This window comes from Actinobacillus delphinicola (genome assembly GCF_900638385.1).
Classification (GTDB): domain Bacteria; phylum Pseudomonadota; class Gammaproteobacteria; order Enterobacterales; family Pasteurellaceae; genus Actinobacillus_C; species Actinobacillus_C delphinicola.
On record NZ_LR134510.1, the window covers coordinates 1657842 to 1678324 of the forward strand.

Here is a 20483-nt window from a genome sequence, read left to right on the forward strand (position 1 = left end):
TGGCTCGTTTGATTTTTGTGCGAAATGAGAATGAGGAGAAATCAACGATGAAAAAAATTTGTTCAATTAGTCTTGTTTGTTTAGCAATGATGGGTACTGCATATGCAGTAGAAACAGTAACAACTACCGCAACTGCACCTGTTGCCGTCACAGCAGGTATGCATAACAGTTCAGCAGTGAAAACCGATCCTATTTTGGGTATTAACCAACCTGCTAATATGACTAAGAATGGTAATTCTCTTTATTTAGAAAAGCCGGTTAATTTAGATATGTACACTAAATTGCGCACTATGGCGGAAAATAGTTATGCTAGATTAACGCATTTGGCTGAAAATGGTGATGTAAAAGCACAATATGCATTGGGCTACCTTTATTATAAAGGTGAAGGCGTAGAACAATCTGATATGCGTGCCTTTGAGTGGATTACACGTGCAGCAGAAGCAGGTTACGCAAAAGCGCAATATGAACTTGGCGTAATTTATTACTACGGTTTTGGTCAAATTTATGCCTCTGAAAAAGAAGCGGCGATTTGGTATGAACGTGCAGCCCAAAATGGTTTTGCAAAAGCACAATACGTGGCAGGTCGTTTATATTTGAAAGGGTATGGGGTGAAAAAATCTTATCCTAAAGCATTTAAATATTTCCAACGTGCTGCTGATCAAAGTGTGGTTAAAGCTCAATATGAATTAGGTTACATGTACCAACACGGCTATGGCGTGAAAAAATCTTACGAAGAAGCGTATAAATGGTATATGCGTGCCGCAGATAAAAAAGATGGTGATGCAGCTTACGCATTAGGCGAAATGTATCGCACTGGTAAATTTGTGAAAAAATCTAATGTCGATGCGTACAATTGGTTCCTTAAAGCAAGCCAATCTGAAGATCAACTTGCAAGCTCAAATGCAAATATTGCGTTGACCGATCTTCAAAAAGTGTTAACACCAGCTGAGCGTCAACAATTAAATCTTCATTAATCCGTGCTTAGCGCATAAAAGCAGAAAACCGCTACCTCGTTAGCGGTTTTTTATTGGATTAAAAATATTCAAATTGTACTGTTTATTTTTACAGTAAAACTGCTAAACTACTCCAAAATTTTCTTTTTCTATAAGGTACGATGACTAAGAAACAACGCAAAATCATTCATATTGATATGGACTGTTTTTACGCATCGATTGAGATTCGAGATAAGCCACATTTGCGTGATAAGCCTGTTGCTGTAGGTGGAAGTGCTTATGAGCGTGGGGTATTATCCACGTGTAATTATGTCGCACGTAAATACGGTTTGCATAGCGCAATGCCCACTGCACAGGCATTTAAAAAATGTCCTGATTTGGTGTTATTGCCTGTGAATATGCCATTGTATCGTCAGATTTCTCAACAAATTCAGCAGATTTTCCGTGAATATACCGATCTAGTTGAGCCGTTATCATTAGATGAGGCGTATTTAGATGTTACGGATTGTACACGTTGTCAAGGTTCTGCAACGTGGATAGCCGAGGAAATTCGGCAACGGATTTTCAAAACAACAGGATTAACCGCTTCAGCAGGTGTTGCACCGCTAAAATTTTTAGCCAAAATTGCCTCGGATCAAAATAAGCCGAATGGTATTTTTGTGATAAAACCACAAGACGTAGATGCCTTTGTTCATCAATTACCCTTAAAAAAAATTCCAAGTGTAGGCAAGGTAACGAATGACAAACTCAATCAAATGGGGTTGCATACCTGTGGTGATGTGCAGAAAGTCGAACAGCATTTAATTCTTAGTCAATTTGGGAAATTAGGGCAACGTATCTGGCAATTTAGTCATGGATTGGATTCACGAGAGGTACAACCGCATCGGCAACGCAAATCTATAGGGGTAGAGCGAACGGTTATCCATGATTTTGCTACTTATGAGCAAGCATTACCGTTATTAGATGAACTTTTTGATTTATTAAAAAAACGGATTTTTCGTGTATCTCCTCATGTTCCTTTGCAACATTTCACGAAATTGAGTATTAAATTAAAATTTGATGATTTTAGCCAAACGACATTAGAAAAAACGGGTCTTAGTTTTGAGCTGGAGAGTTTTAGGCATTTATTAACGCAAATTTGGCAAAGAAGTCATGGGCGAGCAGTGCGCTTAATTGGTGTACAAGTTCAAATGCCAAACGAAGTTAAAGATAGTCAGCAAATGAGTCTTTGGTAAATTTTGCTTGAAATTTTTTTAGGAAAAAGGCTATATTCCGCAAGAATATTATAAAGTTATAAATTAAGGAGTTTTTTATGATGCGAATTTTATTGTTCCTCGCAACCAACTTAGCGGTATTGTTTATTTTTAACATTATTTTGTCATTAACGGGGATTCGTTCGCAAGACGCAATGGGATTACTTATCCTCGCCGCATTATTTGGTTTCGTAGGATCTTTTATTTCTCTTTGGTTTTCAAGAGGAATTGCGTTACGTGCGGTAAATGGTGAAGTGATTACTCAGCCACGTAACCAAATGGAAGATTGGTTAATGCAAACCATTAGCTATTTAGCACAAAAAGATGGATTACCAATGCCAGAAGTGGCAATTTATGCCTCTCCAGATATGAATGCTTTTGCAACAGGTCCGAGCAAAAGTAAATCATTAATTGCGGTGAGTACTGCATTAATGGAAGGGATGACTCCAGAGGAAGTCCAAGCCGTATTAGCGCATGAAATGAGCCATATCAAAAATGGCGACATGGTGACAATGGCACTTTTACAAGGGGTTGTAAATACGTTCGTAACGTTCTTATCTCGCCTTATCGCAAATGCGGTGGCAACAACTCGTAGCGATGAAGAAGATAACGGTGAGTTGAGTTATGGGATTTATTTTGTTGTTTCTATGATCTTAGAACTTGTTTTTGGGGTGCTTGCGAGTATCATTGTGATGTGGTTCTCACGTTTCCGTGAATACCGTGCTGATGCGGGGGCTGCCCAATTAGTGGGTAAACAAAAAATGATTGATGCATTGCGTCGTTTAGAACAAGTTTCTGCACCGCATGAAATGGAAGGTTCTTTAGCTGCATTCGGAATTAATGGAAAACGTGGCAATGTTATGGATTTATTTTTAAGCCATCCGCCACTTGAAAAACGTATCGAAGCATTGCAAAAAATGCAATAAGATAAAAAGAAAATTTTCCAAAAGCAGGGAAGTCCCTGCTTTTTCTTTGGCAATTTTTGAGGAAATTATGACAAAAGAAGTACATCAACTGGATGATATTATTTCAATTTTTAATCAATGTTTTAGTGAAGAATTTAATACACGTTTGGTAAAAGGTGGCGATGAGCCACTTTATTCGCCCGCAAATGAGGAACGCCCTTATCATGCAATTTATTTTGCACGTGGCTTTTATAGCAGTGCATTACACGAAATTGCTCACTGGCTTATCGCTGGCAAAGAACGTCGTTTATTAGAAGATTTTGGTTATTGGTATGAACCAGACGGACGCTCTGAAGAACGCCAACGTGAGTTTGAAAAGGTCGAAGTCAAACCGCAAGCAACCGAATGAATTTTAGCGCAAGCTGCAGGGCATCGTTTTTTTGCAAGTAGCGATAATTTAAATGGCAATGCAGGCGATACCGCACCATTTAAACGAGCGGTTTATGAACAAGTCAAAACTTACATTGCAAATGGTTTACCGCCACGTACAGCAAAATTACGTGAGGCATTATGTGAGTTTTATGGGACTGATAAAACCCTAGATATTGCAAATTTTGACGTTACTCGTATCTAATAAAAATCCCCTTTTTATACATGTTAAACGTGTATTAAAAGGGGATTTTGCATAAATTTTTACGAAAAACACGGCGTGATTTTCTAATGGTCGTGATCTAAAAGTGCCTCTAAACTACTTTTCATATCGGTTACTTGATTGGCATATAAATGTTTTTTCTCTTGCTCATCAATCATATAAATAATAGTTTCAGAGAGCGTCATGTTCATTTTTTTAGAATATTCGGAAAGGCGACGCCATACTGCAAAGTTTAAATCAATGGATTTTTTACGAGTATGTTGATGCTCAGCATTAAAAAACCGTTTACGTTTTGCACGAATTGCCTGATCTAATTTTATTTTAAGATCAGGATGCAGGTGTTGCTTAACCCAATTTTCAATAAATTCTGCATTATTTTCATTATCAACTAAAGCTTGAATGAGTTGTTGATTCGTACTGCTTTCCTGATAGCGACAAATATTTTCTTGATTACGATATTTACGCATAAGGTAAAGCCACTTCCATTTTGCTTCTTGATTTTCTAATTGTTGGTATTTCATAGATAATAAATGTGACGTTGTAACTAATGATATTATAAAGCATGACAGGTTAAAAAGCGAGTTACTTTTAACCAAAGCAAATGTACCACATTACAAAAATAATTCAAAAGAGTTATAAAAAGCGATAAAATGACTAAACCATTCCCTTTGCATGGCGTTAATGAGAAAAATCGGTTGCCAGAGGAAAGTCACAAGGAAATTTTCTATGTATTTAAAAGAGTTATCGCATTTCAATATAAAAAAATTGTATTTAGAACTTGCCGTTTTATTGTCGCAAGTGGATGATGAATTTGTGTCAACGAATCGTCTATTAAATGAAGTTGATGAAGAAAGTAAAGCTTTCTTTCAAGCGTATTCGCAAAACGATAATATTGATACTTTGCCAACCTTTAATCTGTGGAAAGCATTGTCACATAACGAATTACTCGAAAAATTTAGTCATTATTTTAATGGTTGTGTTGACGATCTCAAACTTGCATTATTAGATGCCGTTATCAATGAAAGTGTTTATTACTACCAAAGTGCGGATATTTTTGGTGTTGCAGAGAAAAAATACTCACGTGTTGATGTGGTTACGGATTTGGTTGCGTTAATTGCCAATATTAATCGCACCGCAGTTGTGGTTTTATCGCATATTTTTGCACGTTACGGTAACGATCCTGTCCTTAAAAATGAGATTATCCAGAAAATTTTAGCCAGTGGAGCAGATTTATTCTCAATTAATGAAAATATGCTTAGTCTTTATTTATTCTCATATGAAAAGGTACGTTTTGAAATTCTCACCGCAACCGCAAAACAATGTATTGACAATGCGTTGGCAGGTTTACAAAAAGACAATGCGACCTTTACGTTAAAAGATAAAAAATATCTCCTTTTAGAATTGATTATGTTTGCATATGGTTCTGGTGATTTAACCGAAAATCAACGCCAATTTTTAGAAAATATTTGTGATGATTTAAATATTGAAAAAGTACAGATTGATGAATTTAAAGAGGTTGCCAAAAACTTAGGAAGTGCAATCAAAGCGACCAATGCTCTAATCAATCAATAAAATAAAGTAGTGAAGTGGGAAAGCCGATGCTTTCCCTTTTTTATTATTTTAGTGGTCATGGACGATTTCGTAGCAAGGTTCGTACGGAGTGCCAGTAGGGAGTTTCATACGATCTTGTTGAATGAAAGCACGTAATAGTTTATCCATTTTTTGCATCAATGCACTTTCACCATGAAGTTTAAATTTGCCATATTTGGCAATCGCATCTTGCGCAGCAGGTTTGATATTTCCCGCCACAATCCCAGAAAATGCACGGCGTAAATTAGCCACTAATGCCATTTCAGGCTGATCAAGATAAAGATTGAGTGTTGCCATATTTTCATGGGTTGGTTGAAATGGTTTTTGTAACTCTTCTTCTACATAAAGTGACCAGTTAAAGCAATAGGCATCGTTACGATCTTGGCGTTGTAACGTGACTTCCTCAATACCTTTATTCATCGCTTTGGCAACGGCATTTGGATCATCAATGATGATGTCATAATATTGACGAATATTTTCACCAAATACATCCACCATAAATTGATTGATTGCATTAAAGTAGCCTTCGCATTCTTTTGGTCCCGTTAGAATAAGTGGGAGAACAAGATCTTGGTTTTTAGGGTGCATTTTGATGCCTAAGACATAAAGAAACTCTTCAAACGTACCAGGACCACCTGGAAAGATTAAAATACCATGTCCAAGACGTACAAAGGCTTCAAGACGTTTTTCAATATCTGGCATAATGACCAATTCATTAACAATTGGATTTGGTGCTTCTGAGGCAATGATAGAAGGCTCTGTAATTCCGATAAAACGGCTATCTTTGTAGCGCTGGTTTGCATGAGCAATCGCTGCACCTTTCATCGGCGCTTCCATGACGCCCGCCCCACATCCTGTCACGATATTTAATTCACGATAGCCGAGTTCGCAACCTACAGCACGGCAGTAAGCGTATTCTACTTCATTAATAGAATGTCCGCCCCAACAAACGACAAGATTAGGTTTGACATTGCTATGCAATGCACGGGCATTACGCAAAATATCGAAAACTTGGTTAGTTAAATAACGACTGTCTTGAATATCCCACGGATTAGTCCGATGTTTAAGAATATGGACAAATAAAATATCACGGAGTACAGCAAAGAGATGATACTGAATATTGATGATCATTTTATCATCGACAAAGGCGCTTTCAGGCGGATTGTAGAGAGCGAGAGCAATACCACGTTCACGGCGTAGCAGTTCGATATCAAAATTTTCATAACGACTTAATAATGCTCGGCTATCATCTGTTGCAATACCTGAATTAAGTACGGCAAGTGAACAGTTACGATAAAGTTGATAAAGTGGACTTTTTGCGGTTTTGGCGAGTGATTCAACTTCTAAATGAGAAAGTTGATCCATACTGCCTTTGGGATTTACTTCATAAACTTTTTGCATAAAAATACTCCAAAAAATGGGCGAAAATTTTATTCTCCGCAACTCTTTCTCAGAAATCAATGATCTAAGACAGTATTTTATAAAATCTTAGAGAAATTGCCCGCAATAGCAAAAAATATGCCATAATGCTACGTTTAATTTTTAAGATGATTAAGAAGAAAGTGCATGAAGACACCAAGTGTGGATAAACAGAAAGATACAGTAAGGGCGCAAGGACGTCATCGTTATCAACTGAACGTAGCAGATTTAGCGCCGAATATTGAAGATTTTCCGCTGACAGAATTTCCGAATGAATTGAATTTCTTTTCTTTTCAATCGCAAAGCAAGCAGGTATTAGAAGAATTTTTACAACTTGATACTCAACGCCTCTTGGTTTTACAAACGGAGAATATGGCAGAGTATGCCCCATTTGTAGAAGGATTTATTGAGTCGTTTTATCAAAAAAATCACGCCACAAAAATCGATAAATTTTATTATCAATCTGAACGCACTGAAACGGGACAAACCGTATTCACTCGTGCGACTCAGTCGCAAGCCCCAGAAGTTGTAACAGGGCTTTATATTGATAGCGCACGATTGTTTGGGAAGTTGTATTTTGATGAAAAACATCAGCAAGGATCCATTCAGCTTGGTATGGTGCAAGAGGCGAGCGGTGGCGTATTGATGCTTAATGTGGCGGAATTTTTAAATAATTTCCGCTTATGGCAACGTTTAAAATCACTGCTTGTTACACAAAATTTTGTGTGGCAAGGTGAGGACATGCAAGGCTATTTCCCGTATGAGATCGCAGATTATCCATTGAATTTAAAAGTTATTTTATTTGGAACACGAGAAGAATTAGCAAGTTTTCACGATGCCGAATTAAATCTTTATCACCTTGCGGATTATTCTGAATTGGAACAGGTGATTAACTTAACGCAATCTGATAATGCAAATAAATGGTTCTGGTGGGTGCAATGTTTAGCGGACGCACAAGAAAAACGCATTGAAAATGATGCAATTAATCTTTTGTACCAACAATTTGTGCGTGAAACAGAAAGCAAAAACTGGGTGAGCTTATCGCCGTGGCGGATTGCAAAAATTTTCCAACAAAGTGCTTTTAAACAGGAACAAGACGTATTAGATAAGGAAATGTTACGTCAATATTTTATTCATAAGGATAAACAACAAAGCCAACTTCGTGAGCAATCCTATCAAGCTATTTTACAAGATCAGGTCTATATTGCCACTGATGGGGAAGTTGTTGGGCAAATTAATGGTTTGTCGGTGGTGGAATATGCAGGTGTGCCGAAAACTTTTGGCGAGCCTGTTCGTATTAGTTGTCTTGTCCAATTTGGTGATGGGGAAGTAATTGATATTGAACGTAAAAATGAACTTGCAGGGAACGTCCATAGTAAAGGATTAATGATCGCTGAATCCTGCTTAGCCAACGTTTTACATTTGCCTGCACAACTGCCATTTTCCGCAACAGTTGCCTTTGAGCAATCTTACGGCGAAATCGATGGTGACAGTGCATCATTAGCGTGTTTCCTAAGCCTAGTAAGTAGCCTTGCTGATGAACCTTTGCCACAATCCATTGCGGTTACTGGGGCTATCGATCAGTTTGGTTGTGTGCATACTGTTGGTGGCGTGAATGATAAGGTTGAAGGCTTTTTTGCAATTTGTAAAGCTCGTGGTTTAACGGGGAAACAAGGTGTAATTATTCCAAAAGCCACCCTTGAGCAATTAAGTTTATCTGACGAATTGCAGCAAGCGGTTGCTGATAATGCTTTTTCCTTATGGGCGGTATCCGACATCAATCAAGCCTGCGAAATTATGTTTGAACAACCACTCTTAGATGAAAAATTAACAGGCTCATTAGTGGACAAAATCCATCATCGTTTCGGTGAAAACAGCGATAAAGGCGGCTTATTTGCTCGCCTTTTCCGCCGTTAAAGCGAGGAAAAATATCCTCTGATTTTAGGCGGTTATGATTTCATAAGATGATCTTAATTAGGGTTAAAGAGGCAAAATAAAAAACTGGTTACTTTTTGTTTTTTTTTTGTACAATTTAACCCTGTTTAAACCTATAGTAAGGAATCTTATGAATGTAAAAACAATTTTAAACAGAACGATCTTTGGATTAAGTAAAGAATATTATTTTCGTCAATTTATATTCGCTATACTGGTCTGCGTAGCAATTATCTTAAAATTTATCTCAGACATGCATCACGCAGATGCTGGTAGTATCGCACGTATTTCTGTAATATCGGGCGTACTTTTAATATGTTCTTTATTGTATCCTTATTCACGATTTCTCTATGAAAGCATTGTTGGCTTTTTCTTGGGAGAGAACACATTTCTTGTTAATTCATGGATATTTTTAGTGGTAAAACTATTTACCATGGTAATTTGTTTACAACTTAGCTTTATTCTCGCTCCGATTTGCTGGATCTATTTATATTTTTACTATGCACATCATGCTAAAAAACAATCTAAATTAGAAAATGAGATTTCTTAGTAGTGATGAAAGGACTAAAAAACTGCCTGGAAGGGCAGTTTTTTATATAAACTTAATAAACTTTTCAGAAAATTGGGTCGTGTTTTTAGCGTTTTCTGGCTAAAAATTCTTCCAGATTATCAATCGCAGATAGGGCTTTTTGGCGTCTTTGTTGTTGATATTCAAGATTTTTTTGTAATTGCACTTGCTGTTGTGGGGGGCAGGTTGCAAGTTGATCTTTGATTTTTTCAATCAATGCATTTAATGCATTTAATCCTTCGTAATATTTTTCTAGGCGTTCTCGTGGCGGTAGGGCATTAATTCTTTTTAAAAGTGCTTCACGTTCCGCACTAATTCGTTGTGGAGCTTTTTTGATTGGTGTAGCACGGAATTGACGTTGAGTGGCTTCACGTAAGGCGGCACATTGGTTAATAATTTTTTCACTGATAAAATTGGCTTTTTGAATATCATCCGTACTTACCTTAGCAAGGTAATCGATATTACGCATAATTTCAGCAAAATAATAGCCGAGTGTTTCAAAATTTTGGCTAAATAGCCCAATTTCAAACGGCATATGAATAGTTTGTTCGCATTCATGGCTAAATTGATTTTGCCATTGTTGAATATGTTGACGCAGAATTTGAATTTGGTTTTGTGTTGACATAATTGGATTGCAAGCGGATAGCTGATATTATGGTTAATTCTATAAAATTTTACTTAAAACGCCTATGGCATTGTGGTATAAAGGCGTCTTATTTTTATCATCATAAAGTAATAAAGGATCTTTATGCAATCATTTAATGATGAACTTGTTGCACAGATTTATGCAGATCATGTGGCTCAAGATTTACATACTATTCAAGATTTTTTGCGTTGGGGCTATACCGTCTTCAACCAATCCGATATTTATTTTGGGCAGGGCAGTGATAATGCGTGGGATGAAATGCTTCACCTTGTGTTATCTACTTTATCTTTACCTTTAGATACGCCTGAACATATTTTTAATGCACGTTTAACCAAATCAGAAAAAAATCAGTTAATTCAACTTGTGGTTGAACGTATTTCGCAACGTGTTCCAGTGGCATATTTAACCAATAAAGCATGGTTTTGTGGTTTAGAATTTTATGTAGATGAACGTGTTATTGTGCCACGTTCGCCAATTTGTGCGTTGATTGAAGATAAATTCGCAGGACTACTTTCTCAAGAACCGAAACGTATTTTAGATTTATGTACGGGCAGTGGCTGTATTGCGATTGCGTGTGCAAATGCGTTCCCTGATGCGGAAGTGGATGCGGTAGATATTTCGGTTGATGCGTTAAATGTTGCGGAAATTAATATTGAGCATTATCAATTAGGTGATCGTGTTTTTCCACTACAATCCAATCTATTCCAAAACTTATTGACAGATGGTTACGATCTCATTGTGACCAATCCGCCGTATGTAGATGAAGAAGATTTAGCAGATATGCCAGAAGAGTTCCATAATGAACCTGATATTGCATTAGGTTCTGGTGTAGATGGTTTAACCATTACCAAAGAAATTCTGGCTAAAGCAAGCGATTATCTCAATGATGACGGGCTTTTAGTGTGTGAAGTGGGTAATAGTATGCTTGAATTAATGGCAATTTTCCCAGATGTGCCATTTAATTGGGTTGAACTACGTAATGGTGGCTTAGGTGTTTTTGCATTAACTAAAGCGCAATTACTTGAACATAAACATACTTTTGAACAAGCACTCGTAAATTTATAATTTTAATTAGGACATCAGTATGAGTTATTGATGTCCTATTTTTTTGAGGGTTAATATGAACATTAGCGCAGTCGCAAAACGGAGTGGCTTATCCGCAAAACAGATTCGAGATTATGAAAAAATGGGATTACTCCCACATGCAAAACGTTCTGAAAGCGGATATCGAATTTATACGGAAGAGGATCTTACCCGTTTAATTTTTATTAGTAATGCACGCAAAGTCGATTTTTCATTATTGCAGATTAAGCAATTATTGATGCTTAATGACAATTCAAATCGTACGAGTCGTGAAGTGAAAGAAATCACCGCAGAGCAGATTAGCAAAATCGAAGAAAAAATTGCACAATTACAAGAAATGCTTGATATTCTGCGCCACCTCCATGCTGGGTGTCACGGTGATGAAAATCCAAATTGCTCAATTTTAAAAGCACTACATGGCAAATAAGATTAAGCCTAATTAGGCTTTCTTATTCTGATGTTCCAATGCTGCATGTTGAACTTTAACGTGTTTTCCTAAGGCTTTGAAATAATCGCCAAGTTTTTCTGCTAAATAAACAGAACGGTGTTTTCCACCAGTACAACCAATAGCAATGGTTAAATAGCTACGGTTATTGGCTTCGAGCATTGGTAACCATTCTGTTAAGTATGCTTCTGTTTTATGTAGAAATTCTTGTACTTCAGTTTGAGCGGCTAAATAATCCTGTACTTCTTTTTCCAAGCCTGTGTGTGGACGTAATTCTGGAATCCAATGTGGATTAGGAAGAAAACGAGCATCAAAAACGTAATCAGCATCTAAAGGAAGTCCATATTTAAAGCCGAAAGATTGAACGATAATTTTAAGCTCTTTATCGTCTTTTCCTACGGCAAATAGACGTAATTGACTAGCTAATTCATGCACGGATAATTTAGATGTATCAATGATTAAATTCGCTTGTTCACGAAGGGGCAGGAGATAGGCATACTCCTGATCGATAGCATTTTCAAGCGATAAATCTTGGGCTTGTGAAAGCGGATGACTACGGCGAGAGTCGCTATAACGGCGAATGAGTACATTACGATCACTATCTAAAAAGACAATATGGATATGATTTTTCTGCTCAAGCTGTTTAATCATTTCCGTGAGGGTATCTGGACAACGAGGTAAATTGCGAATATCTAAACTGATAGCTACAGATTTTTGGCTTTTGCCTAACATATCTACAAGTTGTGGCAAAAGATCAAGAGGGAGGTTATCAACGCAGTAATAGCCGATATCTTCTAAGGCACGCAGTGCAATAGATTTTCCTGCACCAGAACGACCGCTAACAATAATGATGTTCATTTTCTCCCTCCGTTAATTTAAATTTAGTTTAACGTCTCAGTTTCTTCAGTAGTATCTTGATTTTCTTCTTCCAAATCTGGATCGAAAGTAGCTTGTTCTAGATACTGAATATCACTTTCTTTGAAGGCTTGCCAGATTTCTTCTGCACTTTGAGCTGCACGTAGTTTTTTACATAGGGTTTTATCAACTAAACGTTTTGCAATTTCTTGTAACTTTGTTGAAAATTCTGCGCACATTTCATTTGGAATAAGAATAGCGAGAATTAAATCTACATCACGATGATCAGGTGCATCATAATCTACACCGCTTGTTAATTGTAAAAATGCAGCGAGTGGCTTTGTTCCTTGCGGCAAGCGACCTTTAGGCATGGCAATACCATTACCTAATGCTGAATTACCAATTTTTTCACGCGTAAAAAGGCAATCTGTACAACAAATTTCTTTTTCTTTAACGATATCATCTTCTTGGCATTCAGATTCTTCATGCTCAACGGGAATATCCGCTTCTGGTGCAAGAATTTGTCCAATAATTTCAAAAGTCCGTTTTTTACTCGCACAAGTAATCCCTTGGCGGATATTCTCTAAAGTTAATAATTGTGTAAATAACAAAATAAAGTTCTCTAATTAAAGTTTAAACTGTTCACCAAGGTAAACACGTTTCACGTGTTCATTATTTAAAATTTCATCCGGTGTACCAGTTGCGATCATTTTCCCTGCACTCACAATATAGGCACGCTCACAAACGTCTAGTGTTTCGCGTACATTATGGTCAGTAATTAAAACGCCTAATCCACGATTACGTAGATCGAGGATAATTTTTTTAATATCAATAACAGAAATTGGGTCAACCCCTGCAAAAGGTTCATCTAGCAAGATAAATTTAGGATCGGCTGCTAAAGCACGGGCAATTTCGACACGGCGACGTTCCCCCCCTGAAAGGGATTGACCTAAGCTATCACGGATATGCCCGATATTAAATTCTTCAATAAGATCATCAGCTTTTTTACGACGCTCTTCAAGGGTCAATTCTTTACGAATTTCAAGAACGGCCATGAGATTATCATATACAGAAAGGTGACGGAAAATAGAGGCCTCTTGGGGTAAATAACCTAAACCTTTTTGCGCACGTTTAAACATAGGAAGTTGGCTTAAATCTTCATTATCAATAAAGATTTTTCCCGCATCGTTATTAACGAGTCCCACAACCATGTAGAAAGAAGTCGTTTTACCAGCGCCATTAGGTCCGAGTAAGCCAACAATTTCATTAGAATGAACATTAAAACTTACATCAGAAACAACCTGACGTCCTTTATAACTTTTGGCTAAATGTTGTGCCGAAAGAGTAGCCATAGATAATTCCTTGCTTATTTTTGTTGGGATGAGGTAGTTTGCATTGTTGTCGTGGTTTGCATAGGCAATGTGGACTGCTCATCCATTTTTTGCTCATTATGTAATTTTTGCACATCTTCTGTTTGAGTGAGAGGGGCACGAGTATTGAAATTGATAACAGGTGCGTCTTCCTCTTTAACTTGGTGAGCATGCGCATTTTTCGCATCATCTAATTGTGATGGAATTAAAATTGTACGAACACGACGTTGAGTTGAACCATCAGCTTTGAGTTGTTGATCTTTCACATCGTAAGTGATTTTACGTCCTTCAATTTGACTTTCTGCTTGACGTAGCTTAGCGTGTCCGATAAGGGTAATAAATTCTGTTTTTAGATCGTAATGTACAAAATCAGCCGACCCTTTTACGACCTTACCATCATCAAGTGTTTGTTGAAAATAAACAGGTGAACCATAGGCATCTAATGTTTCACTTTTCTTTTTGTCTTTAGGACGTGTGACAATCACTTTATGGGCTTTTATTTGGATTGAACCTTGCGTGATATAAACATTTTTTGTAAATACTGCCTGTGATGATGCCAAATTTAATGATTGCTTATCGGAAAGCACATTAATTGGTTGACGGGTATCATCCTTTAATGCAAAAGCTTGAGGAGCCATTGCTAAAATTGTTGTTGCTAATACCAGCGGTAAGAGAATAGATTTACGGTTGTTTAAATTCATAATGGGTATCTACTTGATTTTCTAAGGTAATTTGTTGTTGTTTAAAATTCCCTGACATAGTTCGCCCAACAGCACTAAGTTGTGGACCAGTAATGGTTGTTATATTTGGTGATTGATAGTCACCATTTTTAAGATTGACAAACGCTTTTTCAGTAGTTAGCGTTTTGACTACTGGATCGGGCTGTAAGTTAAGTACACGTACATCTTTATCTAAGGTGACAATATCATCTTTTAAATCAGCATTTTTAGCAGTAATTTGCCATGCTGGTACTACGTTGGTGGCATTGTCACTAAATAATATGAGATCAGGGGACTGAAATTGAGTGAGCCCAGCTTCTTGGTAATAGATAACTTTGGGCGCTGTCGCTTCATAATCTTTATCGCCATTTTTATTAAAAGCGAGGGTCTGCATATTTTCACCAATGTAAGTTGGTGTACTCAATTCTCCTTTTTTATCAGACAAGATAAGTGACTGAGGGTTCGCTAATTGATTGAGATGATAAAACCATCCAAAAACGATAGCGGCAATAATACCTAAAAAAATTGTCCAACGTGTGTTCATAAAAAATACCAACAAAAAAATTAGTAAAATTATACCATATATTTTATGCCAAACCGTATAAATAAAGGAGAACGACCAAAAACTCCCCAAATTTTTATCTGGGAATTAACGGTTCTTAGAGAAAGGGGCTTATTCTATAAAATAAATTGCTTATCGGATAGTGGGTAAAAGGATTTTATTGCGACAAAAAAGAAGAAATACGCCCCAAAAATCATAAAAAATTATGATTTTTGGGGCGTGATTATTATAAAACGGACACGATACTTTGGCAGAGATAATCAATATTTTCTGGTGTAATGCCTGCAACATTAATGCGTCCTGAACGCACGATATAGATCGCAAATTCTTCTTTTAAACGCTCAACCTGTTCAGGGGATAATCCACTAAAAGAGAACATTCCGTTTTGTTCAAGAATGAAATCAAAGTTTTCTTGCGCACCATAATGTGCTAATCCTGTAACAAGTTGTTGGCGCATTGCTTTAATGCGATCTCGCATGGCATTAAGCTCATTTTCCCAAAGTTGGCGACGAGTAGGATCGGAAAGAATGAGTTTGACACAGGCAGCGCCATGATAAGGTGGGTTAGAATAAAGCGTACGGATAATTCGTTTTACTTGGCTTTGAGCGCGTTGAGCAATTTCTGCATTTTCAGCTACGAGTGTAAATGCACCAACTCGTTCATTATAAAGTCCGAAATTCTTAGAATACGAACTTGCAACAAGCAATTCTTTATGACATTTTGCAAAACAACGCAAACCGATTGCATCTTCTTCAAGCCCATTCGCTAAACCTTGATAAGCAAAGTCAAAAACAGGTAACCAACCTTTTTCTGCAGAAAGGGTAGCAAGTTGCTGCCACTGTTCAGGCGTTGGGTCAATTCCCGTTGGATTATGGCAACAACCGTGGAATAGCACAGCATCGCCAGGTTGTGCATGGCTAAGGTCGGCAAGCATATTATCCCAGTCTAAACAGTGGTTTTGGGCATCGTAGTAGCGATATTCTGCAATCTCAATACCTGCTGCTGCAAAAATAGCAAGATGGTTTGGCCAAGTTGGATGGCTTATCCAAATTTTTTTGACAGGTGTTTGGCTTTTCAAAAATTCGGCTGCAATGCGTAAAGCACCTGTTCCTCCCACAGATTGGGAAGTTTTAGCTCGTGCGGATTGAATAATTTCAGCATGCTCTCCAAATAAAAGTGTTTGGGTCAGAATATCGTATTGTGGAAGCCCGTCTATTGGTAAATAGCTTTTAGTTGTTTCATCTGCTAAAAGTTCGGTTTCCGCCTGTTTAACACTATTTAAAATAGGCGTGTTACCGTTATTATCTTTGTAAACTCCGATTCCAAGATTAATTTTGTTAGGACGTGGATCGGTTTTAAATGCTTCGGCGAGTCCTAAAATCGGATCTGCAGGTGCAGCAATAATATTTTCAAACATAGGCATTCTCACTTCGTATTATTAAATAAAAGATATAAAATGCGGTATTTTTCAAAAACAAAAAATACCGCATTTTTTATCGTTCGATGCTATACGTTAGGTCACGAGCCTCATCGCCCGTCATTCCACGAAATCCCCAGCAATGTGCGGGTTGCTCTTTTATCGTGATTTCAACATCTATCGGGGAAATACCCAGTTTATCTTCCAATTCACTGAATAGCATTTTAATTAAGCGTTTTTTAGTAAATTCGGTACGTCCCTGCATAAGATTAATTTCGATAACGGTAAAGTCATCTGTACGACCTTCTGGATAGTAATAATCTTCGGCTTCTAATCCAATAAAACGTAATGCGTGTTTTTTTGGAGGAATGCCTAGCTCAAGATGTAAGCAATGAAAAATGATATCCATTAGTTGTTGTTTGCGAGGTTGAATTTTTGTTTTTAAACCATAAACAATAATCACGGTTTTATTTATCCTTTTTTATTATATTACGTTGAAATAACGTTCTTTTATTAAAACGGGGCATAGTGACTTTGTCAAGTTATGCGCTCTCAAATTTAATGTGATTAGATCATATCTATTTTATTTACAGAAAAAATCCCATCACGAGGATGGGATTTGTTTATTCAATAAGCACTAGCTTATTTCTTTTTCGCTTTTGCATTTGGTAAGTCAGTTACAGAACCTTCAAATACTTCTGCCGCTAAACCGATTGATTCGTAAAGAGTAGGGTGAGCGTGGATAGTTAACGCTAAATCTTCAGCATCACAACCCATTTCGATTGCTAAACCGATTTCACCTAATAATTCACCACCGTTAGTACCCACAATAGCACCACCGATAATGCGGTGAGAATCTTTATCGAAGATAAGTTTAGTCATACCTTCTGAGCAGTCAGATGCGATTGCACGACCTGATGCAGCCCATGGGAATTTAGCCACTTCGTAGTTGATGTTTTCTGCTTTACATTCTTTTTCAGTTTTACCAACCCATGCAACTTCTGGCTCAGTATAAGCGATAGATGGGATAGTTTTTGGATCGAAGAAGTGTTTTAATCCTGCGATAACTTCAGCAGCTACGTGACCTTCATGAACACCTTTGTGAGCAAGCATTGGTTGACCAACGATATCACCGATAGCGAAGATGTGAGGTACGTTTGTACGCATTTGTTTATCAGTACGGATGAAACCACGTTCATCAACGTTTACGCCTGCTTTTTCTGCAGAGATAAGTTTACCATTTGGTGTACGACCGATAGCAACAAGTACTGCGTCATAAACGCGAGTATCAACACCATTTTTGCCTTCCATAGATACATGGATACCGTCTTCTTTTGCTTCAACTGCAGTTACTTTAGTTTCTAAAAGAAGGGTAAATTTATCTTTGATTTGTTTAGTGAATAGTTGAACAACGTCTTTATCCGCAGCAGGGATAACTTGATCGAACATTTCAACTACTTCGATTTGAGAACCTAGTGCATGGTAAACAGTACCCATTTCTAAACCGATGATACCACCGCCCATGATAAGAAGTTTCTTAGGAACTTCTTTTAAGCGAAGTGCGTCTGTTGAATCCCAGATACGTGGATCTTCATGTGGAATGAATGGTAATTGGATTGGGCGTGAACCAGCAGCGATGATTGCGTTATCAAAAGTAACTTTAGTTTCGCCTTCTGGGCTAGTTACGATCATGCTGTTTGCGCTATCAAAGTTTGCATAACCATTGATCACTTGAACTTTACGCATTTTAGCCATACCAGCTAAACCGCCAGTTAATTGACCGATTACTTTATCTTTCCAAGAACGGATTTTTTCTAAATCAGTTTTAGGTTCACCGAATACAACACCGTGAGCTGCTAAAGATTTTGCTTCATCAATAACTTTTGCTACGTGTAATAATGCTTTAGATGGAATACAACCTACGTTTAAGCAAACACCACCTAGGGTTGAGAAACGTTCAACGATAACAGTTTCTAAACCTAAGTCAGCACAACGGAATGCTGCTGAATAACCAGCAGGACCACCGCCGAGTACAACAACTTGAGTTTTAATTTCTTTCATTTTTTACCTCGAATAATTTGCGATTAAATTTCGCCTATTTGTTGGGTAGAAGTGGGCAAGTGTATTGCCCACTAAATAATATTTATTACATTGCTAAATGACGTAAGTCAGCAAGAACTTGGCTTAAGAATGTGATGAAACGCGCACCATCAGCACCATCGATCACACGGTGATCGTATGATAATGATAATGGAAGCATTAAGCGTGGTTCAAATTCTTTACCGTTCCATACTGGTTCCATATCTGATTTAGATACACCTAAGATAGCAACTTCTGGTGCATTCACGATTGGAGTGAAGTGAGTACCACCGATACCACCAAGGCTAGAAATAGTGAAGCATCCGCCTTGCATGTCGCTACCAGTTAATTTACCTTGACGTGCTTTTTGTGAAACTTCCATTAATTCACGAGAAAGTTCAAGAACGCCTTTTTTGTTTACATCTTTAAATACAGGAACAACTAAGCCGTTTGGTGTATCAACAGCAACACCGATATTTACATATTTTTTCAAGATAACGCTTTCGCCATCTTCGCTTAATGAGCTGTTGAATAATGGGAATTGTTCAAGTGCTTTTGCCGCTGCTTTCATGATGAAAACAAGTGGAGTAATTTTAACGTCTTGTTTAGTTTTCGCTAAGAATGCATTGCGTTCTTTACGGAAAGCTTCAAGACCAGTGATGTCTGCTTTATCCCATTGAGTAACGTGTGGAATCATTACCCAGTTACGGTGTAAGTTTGCACCAGAGATTTTTTTGATGCGAGATAATGGTTGAACTTCAGTTTCACCGAATTTGTTGAAGTTAACTTTTGGCCATGGTAATAAACCTAAGCCAGCACCGTCTGCTTTACCGCTTGCGACTGCACCACTTTCAACTGCTTTAACCGCTGCTTTAACGTAAGCTTGAACGTCTTCTTTCATGATACGACCTTTACGACCAGTACCTTTAACTTTGTCTAAGTTAACGCCAAATTCACGAGCTAAACGACGAACAACAGGAGTTGCGTGTGCGAAAGATTTTGCAGATTCAACTTCAGATGCGCTTGCTGCCGCTGCTGGTTGAGCTGCTGGAGCAGGTGCTGCCGCTGGAGCTGGAGCCGCTGCTGCAGGTTGTGCTGCTGGAGCAGGTGCCGCAACTGGTGCGCTTCCCGCAACTTCAAAACGCATGATTAAAGAACCAGTAGAAACTTTGTCGCCTACTTTGATTAGGATTTCTTTAACAGTACCTGCGAATGGTGCTGGCACTTCCATAGATGCTTTATCACCTTCAACAGTGATTAAAGATTGTTCTTCAGAAACAGTGTCACCTACTTTAACCATGATTTCAGTTACGTTAACTTCATCACCGCCGATATCTGGAACGTTTACATCTTTAATTGCAGAAGTTGCTGCCGCTGCTGGTGCAGTTGCTTGTGCTGCTGGAGCAGGTGCTGCATCAGTTGCGCTTCCTGCAACTTCAAAACGCATGATTAAAGAACCAGTAGAAACTTTGTCGCCTACTTTGATTAAGATTTCTTTAACGGTACCTGCGATTGGTGCTGGAACTTCCATAGATGCTTTATCACCTTCAACAGTGATTAAAGATTGTTCTTCAGAAATAGTGTCGCCAACTTTAACCATGATTTCAGTTACGTTAACTTCGTCACCGCCGATGTCTGGAACGCAAACATCAACCACTTTTGATGCTGCAGGTGCTGCTGCTGGAGCAGGAGCTGCTTGAGCTGGTGCTGGAGCCGCTGCTGCGTCTGCACCTTCAAGAATTAACATTGGAGTACCAGTTGTAACTTTGTCGCCCACTTTTACGAGAACTTCTTTTACAACGCCTGCTTCTGGTGCAGGAACTTCCATAGATGCTTTGTCGCCTTCTACATTGATAACAGATTGGTCAACTGCGATTTTGTCGCCTGGTTTTACCATTACTTCCGTTACTGTTACTTCGTCACTACCAATATCAGGAATATCGATTTGTTTTGTCATTTTTATTTTCCTTGTTAGTAGGTGAGCATAAAAATGCTCACCTTTGGGTTAAAAGAGGTTACGTGAATAACCCAACTA

Annotated in this window: 19 protein-coding genes and 2 pseudogenes; 9 read left to right on the plus strand and 12 right to left on the minus strand. The window is 37.9% G+C overall.

Going from position 1 to position 20483, the window contains the following annotated elements:
* Positions 1–47 precede the first annotated feature (47 nt).
* From EL259_RS07770 to EL259_RS08695, 4 genes and pseudogenes are all read left to right on the plus strand, one after another.
* Positions 48–974 carry a tetratricopeptide repeat protein gene (locus tag EL259_RS07770; RefSeq protein ID WP_172594239.1) on the plus strand — a complete coding sequence of 309 codons (927 nt, stop codon included), beginning with the start codon at positions 48–50 and terminating at the stop codon, positions 972–974.
* A 140-nt stretch (positions 975–1114) separates the two neighbouring features.
* Complete coding sequence (dinB, locus tag EL259_RS07775; RefSeq protein WP_126600507.1) at positions 1115–2188, plus strand: DNA polymerase IV; 1074 nt, start codon at positions 1115–1117, stop codon at positions 2186–2188.
* 77 nt (positions 2189–2265) lie between these two features.
* On the plus strand, positions 2266–3132 hold the full coding sequence (htpX, locus tag EL259_RS07780; RefSeq protein ID WP_126600509.1) for a protease HtpX: 867 nt from the start codon (positions 2266–2268) through the stop codon (positions 3130–3132).
* Positions 3133–3199: 67 nt separating this feature from the next.
* Positions 3200–3745 (plus strand): annotated as a pseudogene (locus tag EL259_RS08695) (elongation factor P hydroxylase).
* A gap of 83 nt (positions 3746–3828) precedes the next feature.
* Here the strand turns inward: EL259_RS08695 and matP are convergent.
* The gene (matP, locus tag EL259_RS07790) at positions 3829–4284 is read right to left on the minus strand and encodes a macrodomain Ter protein MatP (RefSeq protein ID WP_126600511.1); all 456 of its coding nucleotides are present in this window, start codon (positions 4282–4284) and stop codon (positions 3829–3831) included.
* 205 nt (positions 4285–4489) lie between these two features.
* On the opposite strand from matP, the gene EL259_RS07795 reads away from it, so the two are divergent.
* Complete coding sequence (locus EL259_RS07795) at positions 4490–5335, plus strand: hypothetical protein (protein ID WP_126600513.1); 846 nt, start codon at positions 4490–4492, stop codon at positions 5333–5335.
* Positions 5336–5383: 48 nt separating this feature from the next.
* Here EL259_RS07795 and ppnN read toward each other — a convergent pair whose 3' ends face one another.
* On the minus strand, positions 5384–6754 hold the full coding sequence (ppnN, locus tag EL259_RS07800) for a nucleotide 5'-monophosphate nucleosidase PpnN (protein ID WP_126600515.1): 1371 nt from the start codon (positions 6752–6754) through the stop codon (positions 5384–5386).
* A gap of 165 nt (positions 6755–6919) precedes the next feature.
* Between ppnN and EL259_RS07805 the strand changes: the two genes are divergently transcribed.
* Together EL259_RS07805 and EL259_RS07810 are read left to right on the plus strand one after the other, a co-directional pair.
* Positions 6920–8689: an AAA family ATPase gene (locus EL259_RS07805; RefSeq protein ID WP_126600517.1), complete on the plus strand. Its 1770-nt coding sequence runs from the start codon at positions 6920–6922 to the stop codon at positions 8687–8689.
* A gap of 148 nt (positions 8690–8837) precedes the next feature.
* Positions 8838–9254: a hypothetical protein gene (locus tag EL259_RS07810; protein ID WP_126600519.1), complete on the plus strand. Its 417-nt coding sequence runs from the start codon at positions 8838–8840 to the stop codon at positions 9252–9254.
* An 85-nt stretch (positions 9255–9339) separates the two neighbouring features.
* On the opposite strand, the gene priC is transcribed toward EL259_RS07810, so the two are convergent.
* The gene (priC, locus tag EL259_RS07815) at positions 9340–9897 is read right to left on the minus strand and encodes a primosomal replication protein PriC (RefSeq protein ID WP_126600521.1); all 558 of its coding nucleotides are present in this window, start codon (positions 9895–9897) and stop codon (positions 9340–9342) included.
* Between the two features lie 123 nt (positions 9898–10020).
* Here priC and prmB point away from each other — a divergent pair, with 123 nt between their 5' ends.
* Positions 10021–10983: a 50S ribosomal protein L3 N(5)-glutamine methyltransferase gene (gene prmB / locus EL259_RS07820; protein WP_126600523.1), complete on the plus strand. Its 963-nt coding sequence runs from the start codon at positions 10021–10023 to the stop codon at positions 10981–10983.
* Between the two features lie 55 nt (positions 10984–11038).
* Positions 11039–11428, plus strand: a complete 390-nt coding sequence (gene cueR, locus EL259_RS07825) for a Cu(I)-responsive transcriptional regulator (RefSeq protein ID WP_126600525.1) — start codon at positions 11039–11041, stop codon at positions 11426–11428.
* Between the two features lie 12 nt (positions 11429–11440).
* Here cueR and rapZ read toward each other — a convergent pair whose 3' ends face one another.
* The 9 genes and pseudogenes from rapZ to aceF all read right to left on the minus strand — a co-directional run bounded on the left by rapZ (position 11441) and on the right by aceF (position 20405).
* A complete protein-coding gene (gene rapZ, locus EL259_RS07830) occupies positions 11441–12304 on the minus strand; it encodes an RNase adapter RapZ (protein WP_126600526.1) in 864 nt (287 codons plus the stop codon).
* A 23-nt stretch (positions 12305–12327) separates the two neighbouring features.
* Positions 12328–12915 (minus strand): PTS sugar transporter subunit IIA, encoded by a 588-nt coding sequence (locus EL259_RS07835; protein ID WP_126600528.1) that lies wholly within the window; start codon positions 12913–12915, stop codon positions 12328–12330.
* Between the two features lie 12 nt (positions 12916–12927).
* Positions 12928–13653, minus strand: coding sequence for an LPS export ABC transporter ATP-binding protein (gene lptB / locus EL259_RS07840; RefSeq protein WP_126600530.1), 726 nt, complete (start codon positions 13651–13653; stop codon positions 12928–12930).
* A 197-nt stretch (positions 13654–13850) separates the two neighbouring features.
* Positions 13851–14372: pseudogene (gene lptA / locus EL259_RS07845) on the minus strand (lipopolysaccharide transport periplasmic protein LptA); the annotation flags it as partial.
* Positions 14353–14934 (minus strand): LPS export ABC transporter periplasmic protein LptC, encoded by a 582-nt coding sequence (gene lptC / locus EL259_RS07850; RefSeq protein ID WP_126600534.1) that lies wholly within the window; start codon positions 14932–14934, stop codon positions 14353–14355. The pseudogene lptA and the gene lptC, both read right to left, overlap by 20 nt.
* 244 nt (positions 14935–15178) lie before the next feature.
* Positions 15179–16369 carry an amino acid aminotransferase gene (locus EL259_RS07855; RefSeq protein ID WP_126600536.1) on the minus strand — a complete coding sequence of 397 codons (1191 nt, stop codon included), beginning with the start codon at positions 16367–16369 and terminating at the stop codon, positions 15179–15181.
* Between the two features lie 76 nt (positions 16370–16445).
* Complete coding sequence (locus tag EL259_RS07860) at positions 16446–16832, minus strand: tautomerase family protein (protein ID WP_126600538.1); 387 nt, start codon at positions 16830–16832, stop codon at positions 16446–16448.
* Between the two features lie 179 nt (positions 16833–17011).
* Entirely contained in the window at positions 17012–18430 is a 1419-nt protein-coding gene (gene lpdA, locus EL259_RS07865) for a dihydrolipoyl dehydrogenase (protein ID WP_126600540.1), read from the minus strand.
* Positions 18431–18515: 85 nt separating this feature from the next.
* Complete coding sequence (gene aceF / locus EL259_RS07870; RefSeq protein WP_126600541.1) at positions 18516–20405, minus strand: pyruvate dehydrogenase complex dihydrolipoyllysine-residue acetyltransferase; 1890 nt, start codon at positions 20403–20405, stop codon at positions 18516–18518.
* Positions 20406–20483: the final 78 nt, after the last annotated feature.